The 16,293-nt window shown below is 66.9% G+C and carries 18 protein-coding genes; 14 read left to right on the top strand and 4 right to left on the bottom strand.

The annotated features are described in order from the left end of the window. Positions 1-101 precede the first annotated feature (101 nt). The 3 genes from ACMZPQ_RS05135 to ACMZPQ_RS05125 all read right to left on the bottom strand — a co-directional run bounded on the left by ACMZPQ_RS05135 (position 102) and on the right by ACMZPQ_RS05125 (position 2,656). Entirely contained in the window at positions 102-1,004 is a 903-nt protein-coding gene (locus ACMZPQ_RS05135) for a sulfurtransferase (RefSeq protein ID WP_197583542.1), read from the bottom strand. Beyond that, positions 1,001-1,813, bottom strand: coding sequence for a CoA pyrophosphatase (locus ACMZPQ_RS05130; RefSeq protein WP_197583541.1), 813 nt, complete (start codon positions 1,811-1,813; stop codon positions 1,001-1,003). Before ACMZPQ_RS05130 ends, ACMZPQ_RS05135 begins: the two co-directional genes overlap by 4 nt. Before the next feature lie 141 nt (positions 1,814-1,954). Beyond that, positions 1,955-2,656 (bottom strand): FKBP-type peptidyl-prolyl cis-trans isomerase, encoded by a 702-nt coding sequence (locus tag ACMZPQ_RS05125; protein WP_005408797.1) that lies wholly within the window; start codon positions 2,654-2,656, stop codon positions 1,955-1,957. 167 nt (positions 2,657-2,823) lie between these two features. On the opposite strand from ACMZPQ_RS05125, the gene ACMZPQ_RS05120 reads away from it, so the two are divergent. From ACMZPQ_RS05120 to nth, 3 genes are read left to right on the top strand one after another with little or no spacing between them, the layout of a single operon-like run. Beyond that, the gene (locus ACMZPQ_RS05120) at positions 2,824-3,606 is read left to right on the top strand and encodes an enoyl-CoA hydratase/isomerase family protein (RefSeq protein WP_197583540.1); all 783 of its coding nucleotides are present in this window, start codon (positions 2,824-2,826) and stop codon (positions 3,604-3,606) included. 4 nt (positions 3,607-3,610) lie between these two features. After that, positions 3,611-3,964 (top strand): hypothetical protein, encoded by a 354-nt coding sequence (locus ACMZPQ_RS05115; protein WP_197583539.1) that lies wholly within the window; start codon positions 3,611-3,613, stop codon positions 3,962-3,964. Next, a complete protein-coding gene (gene nth, locus ACMZPQ_RS05110; RefSeq protein ID WP_197583538.1) occupies positions 3,964-4,656 on the top strand; it encodes an endonuclease III in 693 nt (230 codons plus the stop codon). The genes ACMZPQ_RS05115 and nth overlap by 1 nt, the downstream gene beginning before the upstream one ends. A 79-nt stretch (positions 4,657-4,735) precedes the next feature. Here the strand turns inward: nth and ACMZPQ_RS05105 are convergent, their stop codons facing one another. Next, positions 4,736-5,968 (bottom strand): porin, encoded by a 1,233-nt coding sequence (locus ACMZPQ_RS05105; RefSeq protein ID WP_014036551.1) that lies wholly within the window; start codon positions 5,966-5,968, stop codon positions 4,736-4,738. A gap of 491 nt (positions 5,969-6,459) precedes the next feature. Here ACMZPQ_RS05105 and pstS (ACMZPQ_RS05100) point away from each other — a divergent pair, with 491 nt between their 5' ends. From pstS (ACMZPQ_RS05100) to rnt, 11 genes are all read left to right on the top strand, one after another. Further along, complete coding sequence (gene pstS, locus ACMZPQ_RS05100) at positions 6,460-7,476, top strand: phosphate ABC transporter substrate-binding protein PstS (protein ID WP_049431219.1); 1,017 nt, start codon at positions 6,460-6,462, stop codon at positions 7,474-7,476. Positions 7,477-7,914: 438 nt separating this feature from the next. Then, entirely contained in the window at positions 7,915-9,003 is a 1,089-nt protein-coding gene (gene pstS / locus ACMZPQ_RS05095) for a phosphate ABC transporter substrate-binding protein PstS (RefSeq protein ID WP_197583537.1), read from the top strand. Positions 9,004-9,085: 82 nt separating this feature from the next. Continuing rightward, entirely contained in the window at positions 9,086-10,054 is a 969-nt protein-coding gene (gene pstC, locus ACMZPQ_RS05090) for a phosphate ABC transporter permease subunit PstC (protein ID WP_008267250.1), read from the top strand. Next, complete coding sequence (pstA, locus tag ACMZPQ_RS05085) at positions 10,054-10,917, top strand: phosphate ABC transporter permease PstA (protein ID WP_006428262.1); 864 nt, start codon at positions 10,054-10,056, stop codon at positions 10,915-10,917. The genes pstC and pstA overlap by 1 nt, the downstream gene beginning before the upstream one ends. Before the next feature lie 19 nt (positions 10,918-10,936). Further along, the gene (pstB, locus tag ACMZPQ_RS05080; protein ID WP_005408788.1) at positions 10,937-11,767 is read left to right on the top strand and encodes a phosphate ABC transporter ATP-binding protein PstB; all 831 of its coding nucleotides are present in this window, start codon (positions 10,937-10,939) and stop codon (positions 11,765-11,767) included. 76 nt (positions 11,768-11,843) lie between these two features. Next, positions 11,844-12,551 (top strand): phosphate signaling complex protein PhoU, encoded by a 708-nt coding sequence (gene phoU, locus ACMZPQ_RS05075; protein WP_006428132.1) that lies wholly within the window; start codon positions 11,844-11,846, stop codon positions 12,549-12,551. Between the two features lie 289 nt (positions 12,552-12,840). Then, positions 12,841-13,191 carry a hypothetical protein gene (locus ACMZPQ_RS05070; RefSeq protein ID WP_197584380.1) on the top strand — a complete coding sequence of 117 codons (351 nt, stop codon included), beginning with the start codon at positions 12,841-12,843 and terminating at the stop codon, positions 13,189-13,191. Beyond that, positions 13,178-14,053 (top strand): HvfB family MNIO-type RiPP peptide maturase, encoded by an 876-nt coding sequence (locus tag ACMZPQ_RS05065; RefSeq protein ID WP_197584382.1) that lies wholly within the window; start codon positions 13,178-13,180, stop codon positions 14,051-14,053. The genes ACMZPQ_RS05070 and ACMZPQ_RS05065 overlap by 14 nt, the downstream gene beginning before the upstream one ends. Then, positions 14,046-14,801, top strand: a complete 756-nt coding sequence (locus ACMZPQ_RS05060; RefSeq protein WP_197584384.1) for an HvfC family RiPP maturation protein — start codon at positions 14,046-14,048, stop codon at positions 14,799-14,801. Before ACMZPQ_RS05065 ends, ACMZPQ_RS05060 begins: the two co-directional genes overlap by 8 nt. 26 nt (positions 14,802-14,827) lie before the next feature. Continuing rightward, positions 14,828-15,349 (top strand): HvfX family Cu-binding RiPP maturation protein, encoded by a 522-nt coding sequence (locus tag ACMZPQ_RS05055; protein WP_197584385.1) that lies wholly within the window; start codon positions 14,828-14,830, stop codon positions 15,347-15,349. Between the two features lie 229 nt (positions 15,350-15,578). Further along, positions 15,579-16,229, top strand: a complete 651-nt coding sequence (gene rnt / locus ACMZPQ_RS05050) for a ribonuclease T (protein WP_414486081.1) — start codon at positions 15,579-15,581, stop codon at positions 16,227-16,229. The last annotated feature ends 64 nt before the right edge of the window (positions 16,230-16,293 follow it).

Raw genomic sequence — 16,293 nt, 5'->3', positions numbered from 1 at the left:
GTCGACACGGTAGATCCACGCCATGCGTGGATGAACGTCGAATCGTCGGAATGGGCTCTTGTAGAGTCGAGCCGTGCTCGACTGCTCCTGGCCCGGATTGCTCAGGCGCCGGTCGCCACCGGGCGGCTGCTGTCGCTGACCCAGCCGCTCCACGAATCGGCGTAGATGCGTGCGCCGGACAACCCGGCCGATTCCATCGCCAGCAGCAGGTGGCAGGCAGTCACGCCGGAGCCGCACATCAGCACCACCTGCTGCGGATCGCGATTGCCGATCACGCCCTGCAGTTCGGCGCGCAGCGCCTGTGCATCGCGCAGGCGGCCGTCGAGGACGTTCAAGGCGAACGGCCGGTTGACCGCGCCCGGCACGTGGCCGGCGACCGGGTCCAGCGGCTCCACGTCGCCGCGGAAGCGTTCGCCCGCACGGGCATCGACCAGCCAACCCGGCGCGTGCTTCAGCCGCGCAGCGATTTCATCGGCATTGGCGATCTGGGTGGTATCGAAACGGCCCGGATAGGCCGGCAACGGCGTCACCGCCTCCTGCCCGGTTGCCAGCGGGTGGCCGGCAGCCTGCCAGGCGGCGATGCCGCCGTCGAGCACCGCCACCCTGCCGTGGCCGAGCAGGCGCAGCAGCCACCACAGCCGCGAAGCGGCCATGCTGCCATCGCTGCCGTCGTAGACCACCACCTGGGTGTCCGGGCCAATGCCCCAGTGCCCCAGCTTCGCGGCGAAGGCGTCGCTGTCCGGCAGTGGATGGCGGCCATGGCCGACGCGCGACAGGTCGGACAGGTCGCGATTGAGATCAGCGTAGACCGCACCCGGGATGTGCCCTGCAAGGTACTGGCCGCCACCGGACTGCGGGTCGGCCAGCGATGACCGCGCATCGACCACACGCACCGCCGTGCTGGCGGTTGCACGCGCGTCGACCACGCGCACGTCCTCGCCCAAGGCAGCGGCAAGGGTGGCGACATCGACCAGGGTGGTCCACGGCGGATCGATCGGCTTCATTGCACTTGCTCCAGGCGGCGACGCAGGTTGTAGAGGATGGCCGCGGTCGCGCCCCAGATGCGCTGGCCCGGCCAGCCGTATTCGAGGACGTGGCGGACGCGGCCGCGATGATTGATTTCGACCTGGCGCAGGTTGTCGGCGGCCATCAGGTAATCCAGCGGCACCTCGAACACCTCGGCCACTTCGCTGGGTTGCGGCACCGGCACGAAGTCCGGATCCACCACCGCCACCACCGGCGTGACCCGATAGCCGGTGATCGTCACGAAGGGATCCAGGTAGCCCAGCGCCTGCACCTGGCCGGGCGCCAGCGCGATTTCTTCCTGGCTCTCGCGGAGTGCGGCGGCCAGTGCATCGCGATCGTTCGGTTCGGTACGACCACCAGGGAACCCGACCTGCCCACCGTGCGTGCGCAGGGTCTCGGTGCGACGGGTGAGGATCACCTGCGCGCCGTTGGCACGCGGCACGATGCCGGCCAGCACCGCCGCTTCCACGGGGGGGCCGGGCGGCAGGAGGTCGATCAGTTCACTGCGGTTCCAGCCGTCGCCAAGCGGCGGTACGGCCAGCGGATGCAGCGCGCGCATCAGGCGTTCGTGGTCGGCCAGCGAGCCGCGCAATGAGTGTTGCAGCTGTTCGCGCAGCGGCTGCACGCGATGCAGGATGCGGCTGCGTTCCTCGTTGCTCATCGACGACCACCTTGCGATCTCGTCGAGATGCCGCCCGCAGCCGGCGCACTGCCGGTCTGGATCCAGCTTGCACACTCCGATGCAGGGACTTGCGACAACACGCGCCGATTCTTCCGTTGTTTGCACCCTGCAACAGTAGCGCGAATGGGCTGGATTTGCGCGCCACGCATTGCGCGAGCGCGGGGGCATGGCTTCGCGCTGTCGCGCCTTGCGCAAACAAAAACGCGCCGGTGGGATCACCGGCGCGTTTCGTAAGCTGCTTCGATATTACTTGACGCTGACCAGCTTGATCTCGAACTGCACAGCCACGTTCGGCGGGAACGGGGTGCGCGGGTCGGCACCGTAGGCCTGATCCGGCGGCAGGGTGACTTCCCACTTCGAGCCTGCCGGCATCTGCAGCAGGGTCTCGCGCATGGCCTTCATTTCGACTTCGCTGACCTTGATCGACGGGATCTGCTGGGCCGGGCGGGCTTCGGTCGGGCGCTGGCCGTACGGGAACGGACCGGCCACTTCCAGCTGCACGGTGCTGGCCTGGGTCGGCTTGGCGCCCTTGCCGGCTTCGATCACGCGGTACTGGACGCCGCTCGGCAGGGACTGCACGCCGGCCTTGGCCTTGTTCGCCGCGATGAACTGATCGCTCTTGGTCTTGTTTTCGGCAGCGGCCTTTTCGTACTCGGCCTTGGCAGCCTGGGCACGGCCCTGCTCGCGCTTCTGGAATGCTTCAACGGCCGGCTTCAGCTGCTCGGCGGTGATCGCCGGCTGCTTCTTGGCGTAGGCGTCCTGCAGACCCTTCACCACCGAGTTGATGTCCAGCTGCTCACCGCGACCGGTCAGCTCCGCCAGGTTGTTGCCGTAGTCGTAACCGAAGTAGTAGCTCAGCTTGCCCTTTTCGGACGAAACGTCCTGGGCGAAGGCATTGCCCGTCAGGGCCAGGGCCGCGACGGCGACCGCGATAGAACGCAACTTCATCAAACAGTTCTCCAGGGGTGGTAACTCAGGGACGTTCTGCGCCGCCCTGAGGCGACGGGTTAGGATAACGGGCGCAACGTGTAACCGCTACTCACGATGCAGGCTATGACCCGTCTGCGTTTGCAGAGTTCAATATCACTTTTTTTTAACGTTCCAGGAGTTTCCCCGTGGCCGATGCCCTGATCGATGTCGCCGACGACGGCGCCATCCGCACCGTGACCGTCCAGCGCCCGGACAAGCTCAACGCCCTCAATGCCGCGACCCTGCAGGCGCTGGCCGAGGCGTTCAGCGCCGCCGCGGCAGACCCCGAGGTGCGCGTGGTGGTGCTGACCGGGGCGGGCCCGAAGGCCTTCGTGGCCGGTGCCGACATCGCGGAAATGAACACACTCAGCGCGGTTCAGGGACGTGATTTCTCGCTGCTGGGCCAGGCCCTGATGCGCCAGATCGAGCGCATGCCCAAGCCGGTCATCGCGCGCGTGAACGGTTTTGCGCTGGGCGGCGGCCTGGAGCTGGCGATGGCCTGCCACCTGCGCATCGCGGCCGATACCGCCAAAGTCGGCCAACCGGAAATCAATCTCGGCCTCATTCCCGGCTTCGGTGGCAGCCAGCGACTGCTGCGCCTGTGCGGCCGCGCCGCGACCCTGGAACTGTGCCTGCTGGGGGCGCCGATCAACGCCGCGCGTGCGCTGGAACTGGGCATCGTCAATGAGGTGGTGCCCGCCGACGCGCTGGACAACCGCGTCCAGGATATCGCCCGGCAGCTGGCACGCTCGGCGCCGCTGGCCCTGCGCGGCCTGCTCGATGCGGTGCACGTGGGTGGCGAATGCAGCCTGGAAGCCGGGCTGGAATATGAAAGCGCGCAGTTCGGCCTGCTGTTTGCCACCGAAGACATGCGCGAAGGCACCAGTGCCTTCCTGCAGCGCCGTCCGCCGGCATTCCAGAACCGCTGACGCCATGGCATCCCGACCCAACCCCGCGCAGCTGTTCGCCCGGGTCCAGGCAGACGATCTCGATGGCGCCCTGCAGGCCGGGCTGATGGACTATGTCGCCCATGCCGGCGACGAACAGTTGCTGCCCGGTCACCCCGAGCTTCCGCAACGCCTGCAGCAGGCCCAGCGCCAGTTGCACGCCGCGTGGGCCGCGCGTGAACGCTACCGCGCGCGTGCAGTGCGGCTGGCGCGCCGTGAGGCCGAACGCGACGCGCGCCGGACGCCGGCCCCGGCGCCGGACGTGAAGCCGGCGCTGCCCGCTGCCGCCGCCGCCATCCTCGCCCGGGCCAAGGCCCGCGCCACCGGCAAGGAGCAGTAATGGCCACGTCGAAGAAGACCGCGCGCGCACCGGCGCGCCGGGGCAGCGTGATGCCGCGCGCCGACGTGGTGGAGATGTTCACCCGGCTGCGCGAACTCAACCCGCACCCGAAGACCGAACTGGAGTACAGCTCGCCGTTCGAGCTGCTGGTGGCGGTCGCGCTGTCGGCGCAGGCCACCGACGTCGGCGTCAACAAGGCCACCCGCCGCCTGTTCCCGGTGGCCAATACGCCGGCGAAGATCCTCGCGCTCGGCGAGGACGGGCTGAAGCAGTACATCGCCACCATCGGTCTGTTCAACGCCAAGGCGAAGAACGTGATCGCCACCTGCGCGATCCTGCTGGAGAAACATGGCGGCGAAGTGCCGCGTGACCGCGACGCACTGGAAGCGCTGCCCGGCGTCGGCCGCAAGACCGCCAACGTGGTGCTCAACACGGCGTTCGGCGAGCCGGTGATGGCGGTGGATACGCATATCTTCCGCGTGGCCAACCGCACCGGGCTGGCCCCCGGCAAGAACGTGCGCGAGGTGGAAGACAAACTGGTGAAGGTGATTCCAGCCGAGTTCCTGCTCGACGCGCATCACTGGCTGATCCTGCACGGCCGCTACGTGTGCAAGGCACGCAAGCCGGATTGCCCCGGCTGCGTGATCGCCGACCTGTGCCGGTTCAAGGACAAGACCCCGGCCGAAGCGTGACGCGGACCGTGTTGTGACGAAACGAAGACGGCGGGCACCAGGCCCGCCGTCTCGCTTTCAGACGCTGTAGTTCAGGTGATCAGAACGACAGGTCGCCCCATACGCCGAATTCCTTGGTCTTGTCGTTCTTCTTGTCGCCAGCGTTGGCCAGGTGCGTGTACTTGTACACGGTCGACAGCTTGAGGTTCTTCATGACCGGGAACTCGACGCCGACGTTCCAGTACTTGTCGCTCAGGGTCGGGTCCAGGGTCTTGCTGACGTCGGTGTCATCGTAACGACCGAACACGTTGATGCCGCCGTCGGTGACGCGCACGCTGCCCCACACCGACCAGCCGCTGGTCTTGTCGGTGGCAACGGTCAGCACGTTGTTGAGGTTCTTGGCCTGGAAGTACTCACCGCCGACGCGGAAGTTGCTGTCGGCGTAGGCCACCATCGCGTTGGCGCGGGTGTAGGTGTTCTCGGCGCTCTGGATGTCGGTTTCCTTGCCCAGCTTGCCGCTGTAGCCGCCGACGGCGACCACGAAGTTCTCGTTCGGGGTGTAGGCCACGCGGCCTTCCACGTCCATGCCCTTGCTGCGGGTCGGGTTCTTGTAGCCGGCGCCGGACACCACCGAGACGGCGTAGTTGAAGTTGTTGCCCAGGTTGCCGAAGCCATGCAGGCCCCAGTCGGACGAGTTGCCGTACTTCAGGCGGTCGGTCAGGGTGTTCTCGACATAACGCATGCCGTAGAACTTCTCGACGTACGGGATCCACGGCATGTCGGCAGCACCGACGCGCAGGTTGAAGGCCGGGTCGAAGCTGCCCTGCACGTAGGCCTTCTTGACGAACAGTTCGGTGTTGCCGATGGCCGAGCTGTACTGGAAGTCGGTGGTCAGGTTCGCCGACCAGATGTCGTTGAACTTGTGGTCGACGGTCAGGTAGAAGCGCTTGACGTCCAGGCCGGTGCCGCTGGCGGCGGTGTCCTTGCCGTTGCTGGTCTTGTCGATGTTGGTCAGGTCGAAGAACATGCGACCGCCGATCTTGTTGTCATTGACCAGCTTGGCCAGCTTGTCGACGCTGGTCTGGGTCTTCTGCGCACCTTCCAGGGCCTGGGCCTGGGTGATGTTCACTTCGGACTGCGCATCGGACTGCGCCTGCAGCGCCTGCGAATCGTTCTGCAACTGCTGGACCTGGGCCTGCAGCGCAGCGATCTGTGCCTGAAGCTGCTGCAGCTGTGCCTGGGATACGCCCGAGCTGGCGGGGGCTGCGAAGGCGTCGGCGGAAACCAGACCGAGGCTTGCAACGACCGCGGCGGCGAGCAAATGGGAACGCATTTTGGATCTCTCCAGAGGGTTGGAATGGCTTGGGCAGAACGCCACGCCGGCAGGCCGGTCAAGCGTTTTGCGAACGTTCCGTTAAAACCATGACAGTCGAATGACAAACTGCGCACCAAACACAGGTTTCTTCGCGCGGTCATGCGGACGACGCAATTCAGCTGCGGGCGGTGTCGATCCCTTGCGGCATATGGCGTGATGTATCGGCGTCAGCGCGCTACGCGGGGCCGTGCGGCCACCCGAAGGCAATGGCATCGCTGCCGGATGCCCATTCCCGGGATGCGTCCGCGTCAGCGCTATATAGAGGTTGGCTGCGCTGCGCAGCCTTGGCCCCGGGGCGCCGCGCAGAACCTTCACGGACGCGCATCTCCAGGCGCCAGGCGGCGCTGTAACAGTTGAGTCATACAACGGTCCCTGCGCTGTCATCGAACCGTTATGGAATGTGCGCCGGGCGGGTAACCCCGCATCCCAATCAACCCAGGAGCCACCCCGTGATCCACGCCTTCAAGTCGCGCGTTGCCGTTGCCGTCTTCGCAGCGTCGTCCGTGTTCGCCGCCAACGCCGCTGAAATCACCGGCGCGGGCGCCTCGTTCATCTACCCGGTGATGTCGAAGTGGTCGGCCGACTACAACGCCGCCACCAGCAACAAGGTCAACTACCAGTCGATCGGCTCCGGCGGCGGCATTGCGCAGATCAAGGCCAAGACCGTTGATTTCGGTTCCTCCGACGCCCCGCTGAAGCCGGAAGAACTGGCCGCTTCGGGCCTGGCCCAGTTCCCGTCGGTGATCGGCGGCGTGGTGCCGGTGGTCAACGTCGCCGGCATCGCCCCGGGCGCGCTGAAGCTGGACGGCACCGTGCTGGCCAACATCTTCCTGGGCAAGATCAAGACCTGGAACGACCCGGCCATCGCCGCGCTGAACCCGGGCGTGGCCCTGCCGAGCGCCAAGATCACCGTCGTGCACCGTTCGGATGGTTCGGGCACCACCTTCAACTTCGTCAACTACCTGTCCAAGGTCAGCCCGGAGTGGAAGAGCTCGGTCGGTGAAGGCACCTCGGTCCAGTGGCCGGCCGGCATCGGTGGCAAGGGCAACGAAGGCGTTGCCGCTTACGTGAAGCAGATCAAGGGCGGCATCGGCTACGTCGAACTGTCCTACGCGCTGCAGAACAAGCTGTCGTACACCGCGATGAAGAATGCCGCCGGCAAGTTCGTGCAGCCGAGCGACGCTTCGTTCGCCGCCGCCGCCGCCAGCGCCGACTGGGCCAGCGCCAAGGACTTCTACCTGGTGATGACCAACGCCCCGGGCGCCGAGTCCTGGCCGATCACCGCCACCAACTTCATCCTGGTGCACAAGAAGCCGAAGAACGCTGCCAACGGCAAGGCCACCCAGGAGTTCTTCCGCTGGGTCTACAAGAGCGGCGACGCCCAGGCCCGCCAGCTGGACTACGTGCCGCTGCCGGACAGCCTGGTCCGCCAGATCGAGACCTACTGGTCGCAGAACCTGAAGTAAGCGTTCCCCCGCAGGAACGGGATCGGCGGGTCCTCTCTCCCCCGCCGATCCCACCCGGGCGCGAGATCCTCGAGATCTCGCGCCTTTCTCGTTTGCCGGTGGCGTCGAGCTTGCTCGACTGCCCCGGGTGGGTGGCGTCGAGCTTGCTCGGCTGCTCCTGGTCGGCCCTGGTCGAGCAAGCTCGACTCTACGAAGGGCCAAGGATTCGGCTGGGTGCTGGAGCGTGCGGACCAACGGTCCGCACCTACCGAGGACAGGGAGCCGGTGCGCAGATCCGGGGTCTGCGGGGGTCTGCCGGATCGCGCCCAACCCTGTGAAACCCTTGTCGGAACGTGATCCAGGACACCTCTGTCATGGTCGTAATACGGCTGTAACAAAAACATCATTTCATAGCCGCATCCGCCGACGCCGTCGGCTCTTCCCCGCTATGGAGTGACCATGAAACTGCACTCGGCCGGCCTTGCCGCCCTTTCCCTGGCCATCGCCTTGGGCCTGTCGGCCTGCGGTGGCGACAAGCAGGCCGCACAGCAGCCGGCTGCCGACGGTGCTGCCGCTCCGGCCGCTGCCGGTGCCAAGGTGACCGCCGAGGTCTCCGGCGCAGGCGCGTCCTTCATCTTCCCGCTGGTCTCCAAGTGGTCGGCGGACTACAACGCCAGCACCGGCGCCAAGATCAACTACCAGTCGATCGGCTCCGGCGGCGGCATCGCCCAGATCAAGGCCGGCACCGTCGACTTCGGTTCCTCAGACAAGCCGCTGAGCAGCGAAGAGCTGGCCCAGGCCGGCCTGGCCCAGTTCCCGTCCGCCATCGGCGGCGTGGTGCCGGTGGTCAACATCGAAGGCCTGGAGGGCGGCAAGCTGCGCCTGAGCGGCGCCCTTCTGGCCGACATCTTCCTGGGCAAGGTCAAGACCTGGAACGATCCGGCCATCGTCGCCGCCAACCCTGGCGTGAAGCTGCCGGACGGCAAGATCACCCTGGTCCACCGTTCGGATGGTTCGGGCACCACCTTCAACTTCTCCAACTACCTGTCCAAGGTCAGCCCGGAGTGGAAGAGCAAGGTCGGCGAAGGCACCTCGGTGCAGTGGCCGGACGGCGTCGGTGGCAAGGGCAATGAAGGCGTCGCGTCCTACGTGAAGCAGATCAAGGGTTCGATCGGCTACGTCGAACTGGCGTACGCACTGCAGAACGGCATGCCGTACACCGCCATGCAGAACGCGGCCGGCAACTGGGTCGAGCCGAGCGCGGAAACCTTCGCCGCCGCGGCCGCCAGCGCCGACTGGGCCAGTGCCAAGGACTTCAACCTGGTCATCACCAACGCACCGGGCGACCAGGCGTGGCCGATCACCGCCACCAACTTCATGCTGATGCAGAAGCAGCCGAAGGACGCCAAGCGCAACCAGGACACCCTGGCCTTCTTCAAGTGGGCCTTCGAGAACGGCCAGGCCCAGGCCAACGAGCTGCACTACGTGCCGCTGCCGGCCGAACTGGTCAAGCAGATCGAGGCCTACTGGGCGACCGACCTGAAGTGATGGTTACGACGGTGCCCGCCCCGCGCGGGCACCGCTGCTTCCACGCCATGCCGCCCCGCCCCTTCCTGGCCCAGCCGTCCCCATGAATGCCATCGCCCAGCCTGTAGCCGCCCCGTCCACGCGTGATGCGCGTGATGCCCGCAACGACAAACTGTTCCGATGGGTGCTGGTCGGCACCGTCATCTTCGTCCTGATCGCCCTGGCCTGCGCCGCGCTGTCGATGCTGTGGGGCGGCCGCCATGCCCTGCAGATGCAGGGCCTGAGCTTCTTCTTCTCCGCCGACTGGAATCCGGTCGAAAACAAGTTCGGCGCCCTCGCCCCGATCTACGGCACCCTGGTCACCGCGCTGATCGCGATGGTCATCGCCGTGCCGGTCAGCTTCGGCATCGCCTTCTTCCTCACCGAAGTCGCGCCGCGCTGGCTGCGTGGCCCAGTCGGTACCGCCATCGAGCTGCTGGCCGGCATCCCCTCGATCATCTACGGCATGTGGGGCCTGTTCGTGCTGGTGCCGGTGATGACCGAGTACGTCACCCCGTTCCTCAACGAAACCCTGGGCGAGTGGCCGATCATCGGTCCGATGTTCCAGGGCCCGCCGCTGGGCATCGGCATGCTCACCGCCGGTTTCGTGCTGGCCATCATGGTCATTCCGTTCATCTCCTCGGTGATGCGCGAAGTGTTCCTGACCGTGCCGACCCGCCTGAAGGAATCGGCCTATGCGCTGGGTTCCACCAAGTGGGAAGTGAGCTGGGACATCGTGCTGCCCTACACCCGCTCGGCGGTGATCGGCGGCATCTTCCTCGGTCTGGGCCGCGCCCTGGGCGAAACGATGGCAGTGGCCTTCGTGATCGGCAACAGCGTGCGCCTGTCGCCGTCGCTGCTGGAGCCGGGCACCACCATCGCCGCACTGATCGCCAACGATTTCGGCGAAGCCACTGAAACCTACCGCTCGGCCCTGCTGCTGCTCGGCTTCGTCCTCTTCATCGTCACCTTCGTGGTGCTGGCCATCGCCCGCCTGATGCTGATGCGCCTGTCCCGCAAGGAGGGCAACTGATGTCCACCACCGCTGATTCGCTGTACCTGCGCCGCCGCATCGGCAATGTCGTTGCCATCACCGCGTCCTGCGCCACCGCTCTGTTCGGCCTGTTCTTCCTGGGCTGGATCCTGTTCACCCTGGCCTCCAAGGGCCTGGCCGGCATCAACCTGGATCTGTTCACCAAGATGACGCCGCCGCCGATGCAGGAAGGCGGTCTTGCCAACGCCTTCTTCGGCAGTGCCGTGATGTGTGCACTGGCGATCGGCATCGGTACCCCGCTGGGCGTGCTAGCCGGTACCTGGCTGGCCGAGTACGGCAACGCCCGCAAGGCCGGCACCGTGGTCCGCTTCGTCAACGACATCCTGCTGTCGGCGCCGTCGATCGTGCTCGGCCTGTTCGTCTACACCCTGTACGTGATGCAGACCGGCGGCAACTTCTCGGCATTCGCCGGTGCGCTGTCGCTGGCCTTCATCGTGCTGCCGGTGGTGGTGCGCACCACAGACGAGATGCTGCGCCTGGTGCCTTCGCAGATGCGCGAAGCCGCACTCTCGCTGGGCATCCCGCAGTGGAAGGTGATCGTGCAGGTGCTGTACCGCAGCGCGTCGGCCGGCATCATCACCGGCATCCTGCTGGCCCTGGCCCGCATCTCCGGCGAAACCGCCCCGCTGCTGTTCACCGCCTTCGGCAACCAGTACTGGAACAACAACATCTTCCAGCCGATGGCCTCGGTGCCGGTGGTGATGAACCAGTTCGCCGGCAGCCCGTATGAATCCTGGCAGGTGCTGGCCTGGGCCGGTGCCCTGGTGCTGACTGTCTTCGTGTTGCTGGTCAGCCTTGCCGCCCGCGGCATCCTGCTGCGCAACCGTATCTCCCATGACTGACCTTTCCGTGGATAACGCCATGAACGACCTTTCCAATGCCGTGCCGATGCAGCGCATCGCCGTGCCGTCCTCGCACGAGAGCCTGCACACGCCGTCGCCGGTCAAGCTGGCCGCGCGTGGACTGGACTTCTACTACGACAAGTTCCACGCCCTGAAGGGCATCAACCTGGAGATTCCGGAAAAGCGCGTGACCGCGCTGATCGGTCCGTCCGGTTGCGGCAAGTCGACCCTGCTGCGCATCTTCAACCGCATCTACGCGCTGTACCCGAAGCTGGAAGCGCGCGGTGAAGTGCTTCTGGACGGCGAGAACATCCTGTCGCCGAAGTACCCGATGAACCGCCTGCGCAGCAAGGTCGGCATGGTGTTCCAGAAGCCGGTGCCGTTCCCGATGACCATCTTCGAGAACGTGGCCTACGGCATCCGCCACCACGAGAAGCTGAGCAAGGCCGACATGGCCGACCGCGTCGAGCAGGCACTGCGCCAGGGCGCGCTGTGGGACGAAGTGAAGGACAAGCTGGGCCAGAGCGCGCTGGGCCTGTCCGGTGGCCAGCAGCAGCGTCTGTGCATCGCCCGTGCCGTGGCCCTGCGCCCGTCGGTGCTGCTGCTGGACGAGCCGACCTCGGCGCTGGACCCGATCTCGACCAGCCGCATCGAGCAGCTGGTGGAAGAGCTCAAGCACGAGTACACCATCGTCATCGTCACCCACAACATGCAGCAGGCAGCGCGTGTGTCCGACTACACCGCCTTCATGTACCTGGGCGACCTGATCGAGCACGACCGCACCGAAGTGATCTTCTCGCAGCCGTCGCAGCGGCAGACCGAGGACTACATCACCGGTCGCTTCGGCTGAAACGTCAGTCGAGCAACGCTCGACTCTACAGATAACGCCAGCCAGGCGTGGCCTGGCTCTACCCGGATTGCAGACCATGAACCTTCCCAACGACCACATCGTCAAGAGCTACGACGAAGAGCAGCAGCGCCTGGTGGCCGAAATCGTGCGCATGGGCGAGATGGCCGTCGCCCAGCTCGAAGCGGCGATGGACGTGATCGAGAAGCGCGACGAGAACGCGGCCCATCGCATCATCGCCAACGATGAAGCCATCGACGCGCTGGAACAGCAGATCAGCCACGACGTGATGCGCCTGGCGCTGCGCGGGCCGATGGCGCGCGACCTGCGCGAGATCCTCGCCGGCCTGCGCATCCCGGCCGACATCGAACGCATCGGCGACTACGCTGCCAATGTCGCCAAGCGTTCGATCGCGCTGGGCAAGGTGCCGCCGCTGCCGCAGATCCAGGGCCTGCGCGCCCTGGGCCGCCTGGCCGCACAACAGGTGCGCCGCGCCATCGCCGCCTACCGCGACAACGATGCCGACGCTGCACTGGCGCTGCGCGAGGACGATGCCCGCCTGGACGCGCAGTACACCGCGCTGTTCCGCGAGCTGCTGACCTACATGATGGAAGACCCGCGCAACATCACCCCGTGCACCCATCTGCTGTTCATGGCCAAGAACCTGGAGCGCGTGGGCGACCACGCCACCAACATCGCCGAGAACGTATGGTTCCTGGTGCACGGCGAGCAGCCGCTGCCGCCGCGCGAGAAGCGCGACGAGACCTCCAGCACCGGGCAGATCTGACGCTGCACTGCAACACCGGAGTCGACTCCACGGTGGCCGCTGTCCTCGCGACAGCGGCCTTCTTGTTTCTGGGCGTTCGGCGATGCATCCACGCATGGCGTGGATCTACCGGGCGGCGCGGGCGGATCCGCGTGGCGTTCGGCCCGCCGCTCTCCCCTTCTGTAACAAACCTCACGAAAATTTGAGGTCTTGGCGAGGATTCGTTGAGTAGGATCGCTGCACCATCGTTTCCACCGGCACCCCTGCCGGCGACCCGGGCACACGCCCACACCACCCAGGAGCACGACCGATGAGCAGTTCCAACAAGACCCTGTCCCTGCTGACTGCTACCGCCCTGGCCGCTGGCCTGGGCATGACCGCCAGTGCCTCGGCCCTGAGCATGAGCGACCTGGCCCAGGGCTACCTGGTGGCGGGGCAGGCCGCCAAGGCCAGCACTGATGCCAAGGCCGCCGATACCAAGATGGCCGCCGACGCGACCAAGCACGCCGAAGGCAAGTGTGGCGCCGACGGCAAGAGCGCTGAGGGCAAGTGCGGCGCCGACAAGGGCAAGGCCGCCGGTGCCAAGACCAAGGCCAAGGCTGGCGACAAGAAGTCGGCCGAAGGCAAGTGCGGCGAAGGCAAGTGCGGTGCCAAGCACTGACGTCCGCGCCAGCGTTGACCACCCGCGGTCGCCGCTTCGCGCGGCGGCCGCCGGGTTGGGCCTGCGCCGGGCGCTGCTGCAGGCGCTGCGTGACGCACCGGCCGGCGACTTCGACTTCCTCGAATGCGCACCGGAGAACTGGATCCATGTCGGTGGCCCGGCCGGCGACGCGCTGGCCGAACTGGCGCGGCGCCACCCCCTGAGCTGCCACGGCCTGTCATTGTCGCTGGGTGGCAGTGCGCCCCTGGATACCCAGCTGCTGGAACAGGTCGGCCAGTTCCTCGAAACCCATCGCGTGCCGCTCTACAGCGAGCACCTGAGCTACTGCAGCGACGACGGCCACCTGTACGACCTGCTGCCGATCCCCTTTACCGATGAAGCCGTGCGCCATACCGCCGCGCGCATCCGCCGGGTGCAGGATCTGCTCGGCCGCCGCATTGCGGTGGAGAACGTGTCCTACTACCTGGCACCGGAACCGGCGATGGACGAACTGGCCTTCACCACCGCGGTGCTGGCCGAGGCCGGCTGCGACCTGCTGCTGGACGTCAACAATGTCTACGTCAACGCCTGCAACCATGGCTACGATGCCGACGCCTTCATTGCTGGGCTGCCCGCCGATCGCATCGTCTGCCTGCACGTGGCCGGACATCTGGATGAAGCGCCGGACCTGAAGATCGATACCCACGGCAGTGCGGTGATCGATCCGGTCTGGGAGCTGCTGGCGCGTACCTACGCGCGCATCGGCGCACGCCCCACCTTGCTCGAACGCGATTTCAATTTCCCGCCCTACGCCGAACTGCAGGGCGAGCTGCAGACCATCCGCCGACTGCAGGCCACCCACGCCGGGAGCACACATGGCTGATGCCCCCACCACGCTGCGCGCGCAACAGCACGCTTTCACCGCGCATCTGCGCGACCCGCAGGCGGTGGCCGCACCGGAAGGCCTGGAACCGCGTCGCGTGGCGGTCTACCAGCGGCTGCTGTTCAACAACCTGCTCGGCCTGCTGAGCAACGGCTTCCCGGTCTGCGTGCGCCTGCTCGCCGAACCGGCCTGGAGCACACTGGTGCGCCAGTACTTCGCCACGCACCGTTGCCAGACGCCGTTGTTCACCGAACTGGCCGCCGAGTTCGTGCAATGGCTGCAGGCGCAACCGCAGCTGCCGCATCCAGCACTGGCCGAATTGGCCCACTACGAGTGGGTGGAAACCGCGCTGTACCAGCTGGCCGCCGAACCGCTGGCCGCGGGGGCCGACGTTGATCCGCTGCGGGCGCCGCTGCAACGCTCGCCGCTGGCCTGGCCGCTGCTGTACCAGTGGCCGGTGCACCGCCTCGGCGCCGAGGATGCACCGACCGAGCCGCCGGCCGAGCCGACCGGGCTCCTTGTGCGCCGCGAGGCCGACGGCGAGGTGCGCTTCGCCACGCTCAGCCCGCTGGCGGTGTACCTGCTGTCCAGCATCGGCGAACGGCCCGGTCTCGACGGCCGTAGTTACCTGCAGCACCTGGCCGCGACCCATGGACTGGCCGAGGACGCCTTGGCTGGCCCCGGTGCCGCATTGCTGCAGCAGTTCCTGCAGGCCGGCGTGATCGGCCCCCTGCCGGCCCCCGGCTGACACCCCCTTCCCCCGGAGATCCACCGATGAAGCTTACGACCCTGGCCACCGCGCGTGGCCAGCTGGACCGTCTCGCCCCGTGGTTGGCCCCGCTCGGCCTGCGCCTGCTGCTGGCCTGGGAATACTTCGAATCCGGCCGCGAGAAACTGCACGGGCAGAACTGGTTCGCCGACCTGCAGGACGCCTTCCCGTTCCCGTTCGACCAGTTGCCGAGCGCGCTGAACTGGCAACTGGCGACCTGGTTCGAGCTGGTCGGTGCGGCCTGCCTGCTGCTGGGGTTCGGCACCCGTTTCGCCGCTGCCAGCCTGCTGGTGCTGACCGTCGTCGCGACCTATGCGGTGCACTGGCCGATGCAGTGGGATTCGCTGGCCGATCTGGCGATGGGCTACGCGATCAGCGACCAGGGCTTCGGCAACTTCAAGCTGCCGGTGTTGTTCATGGCGATGCTGCTGCCGTTGATCTTCAGCGGTGCCGGCAGGCTGAGCGTCGATGCGTGGTTGGCGCGGTGGCGGCCATCCGCCACGGCGGCACGGCCCGTGGTTCGGTAGGCCGGCGCGCTCTGTGCCAACCAAGGTTGGCACCTACCGGGCTTCTGGGGTTGGCGCCTACCGGGCTTCTGGGGTCGGCACCTAATGGGTTTCGGGGGCTGGCACCTGCCCGGGTCCTGGAAGTGTGCCGCTCCGGTGGGTGTCGACCTTGGTCGGCACGCTCCTGCGCAGGGATCCCGTGCATCCCGGGCCAGCCGGGCACTCAGGGGCGCTCTGCTAGAATTCACGCATGACTGACCCCACTCCCGCACCTGCCGCCACTCCCGATTCCGCAGTACCCCAGGCGCAGCGCGCGATGTCACAACGCTTCCGCGGCTTCCTGCCGGTGGTGGTGGACGTGGAAACCGGCGGTTTCGACAGCCAGCGCAACGCGCTGCTGGAGATCGCCGCGGTGCCGATCGAGATGGACGAAAACGGCCTGCTCTACCCCGGCCAGACCGCCAGCGCCCATGTGGTACCGGCCGAGGGCCTGGAGATCGACCCGAAGTCGCTGGAAGTGACCGGCATCATCCTCGACCACCCGTTCCGGCTGGCCAAGGAAGAGAAGGCGGCGCTGGACCACATCTTCGTCCCGGTGCGGGCGGCGATGAAAAAGTACGGCTGCCAGCGCGCGATCCTGGTCGGCCACAACGCCCATTTCGACCTGGGCTTCGTCAATGCCGCCGTCGCCCGCACCGGCCACAAGCGCAATCCGTTCCATCCGTTCAGCGTGTTCGACACGGTGACCCTGGCCGGCATCGCCTACGGGCAGACGGTGCTGGCACGTGCGGCCAATGCCGCCGGGCTGGGCTGGGATGCCAACGAGGCGCACAGTGCGGTGTATGACACCGAGCAGACCGCGAAGCTGTTCTGCACGATCGCCAACGCCTGGCCGCGGTAGATCCGCGCCATGCGTGGATGAATGCATCGGCCGTGGGGGGGGCCCCCCCCCCCCCCCCCCCCCC

The organism is Stenotrophomonas maltophilia (assembly GCF_047497515.2).
In the GTDB taxonomy this organism is placed as follows: Bacteria; Pseudomonadota; Gammaproteobacteria; order Xanthomonadales; family Xanthomonadaceae; genus Stenotrophomonas.
Note: the sequence above shows the minus strand (reverse complement) of the source record. Positions and strands in the feature narration are given on the sequence as shown.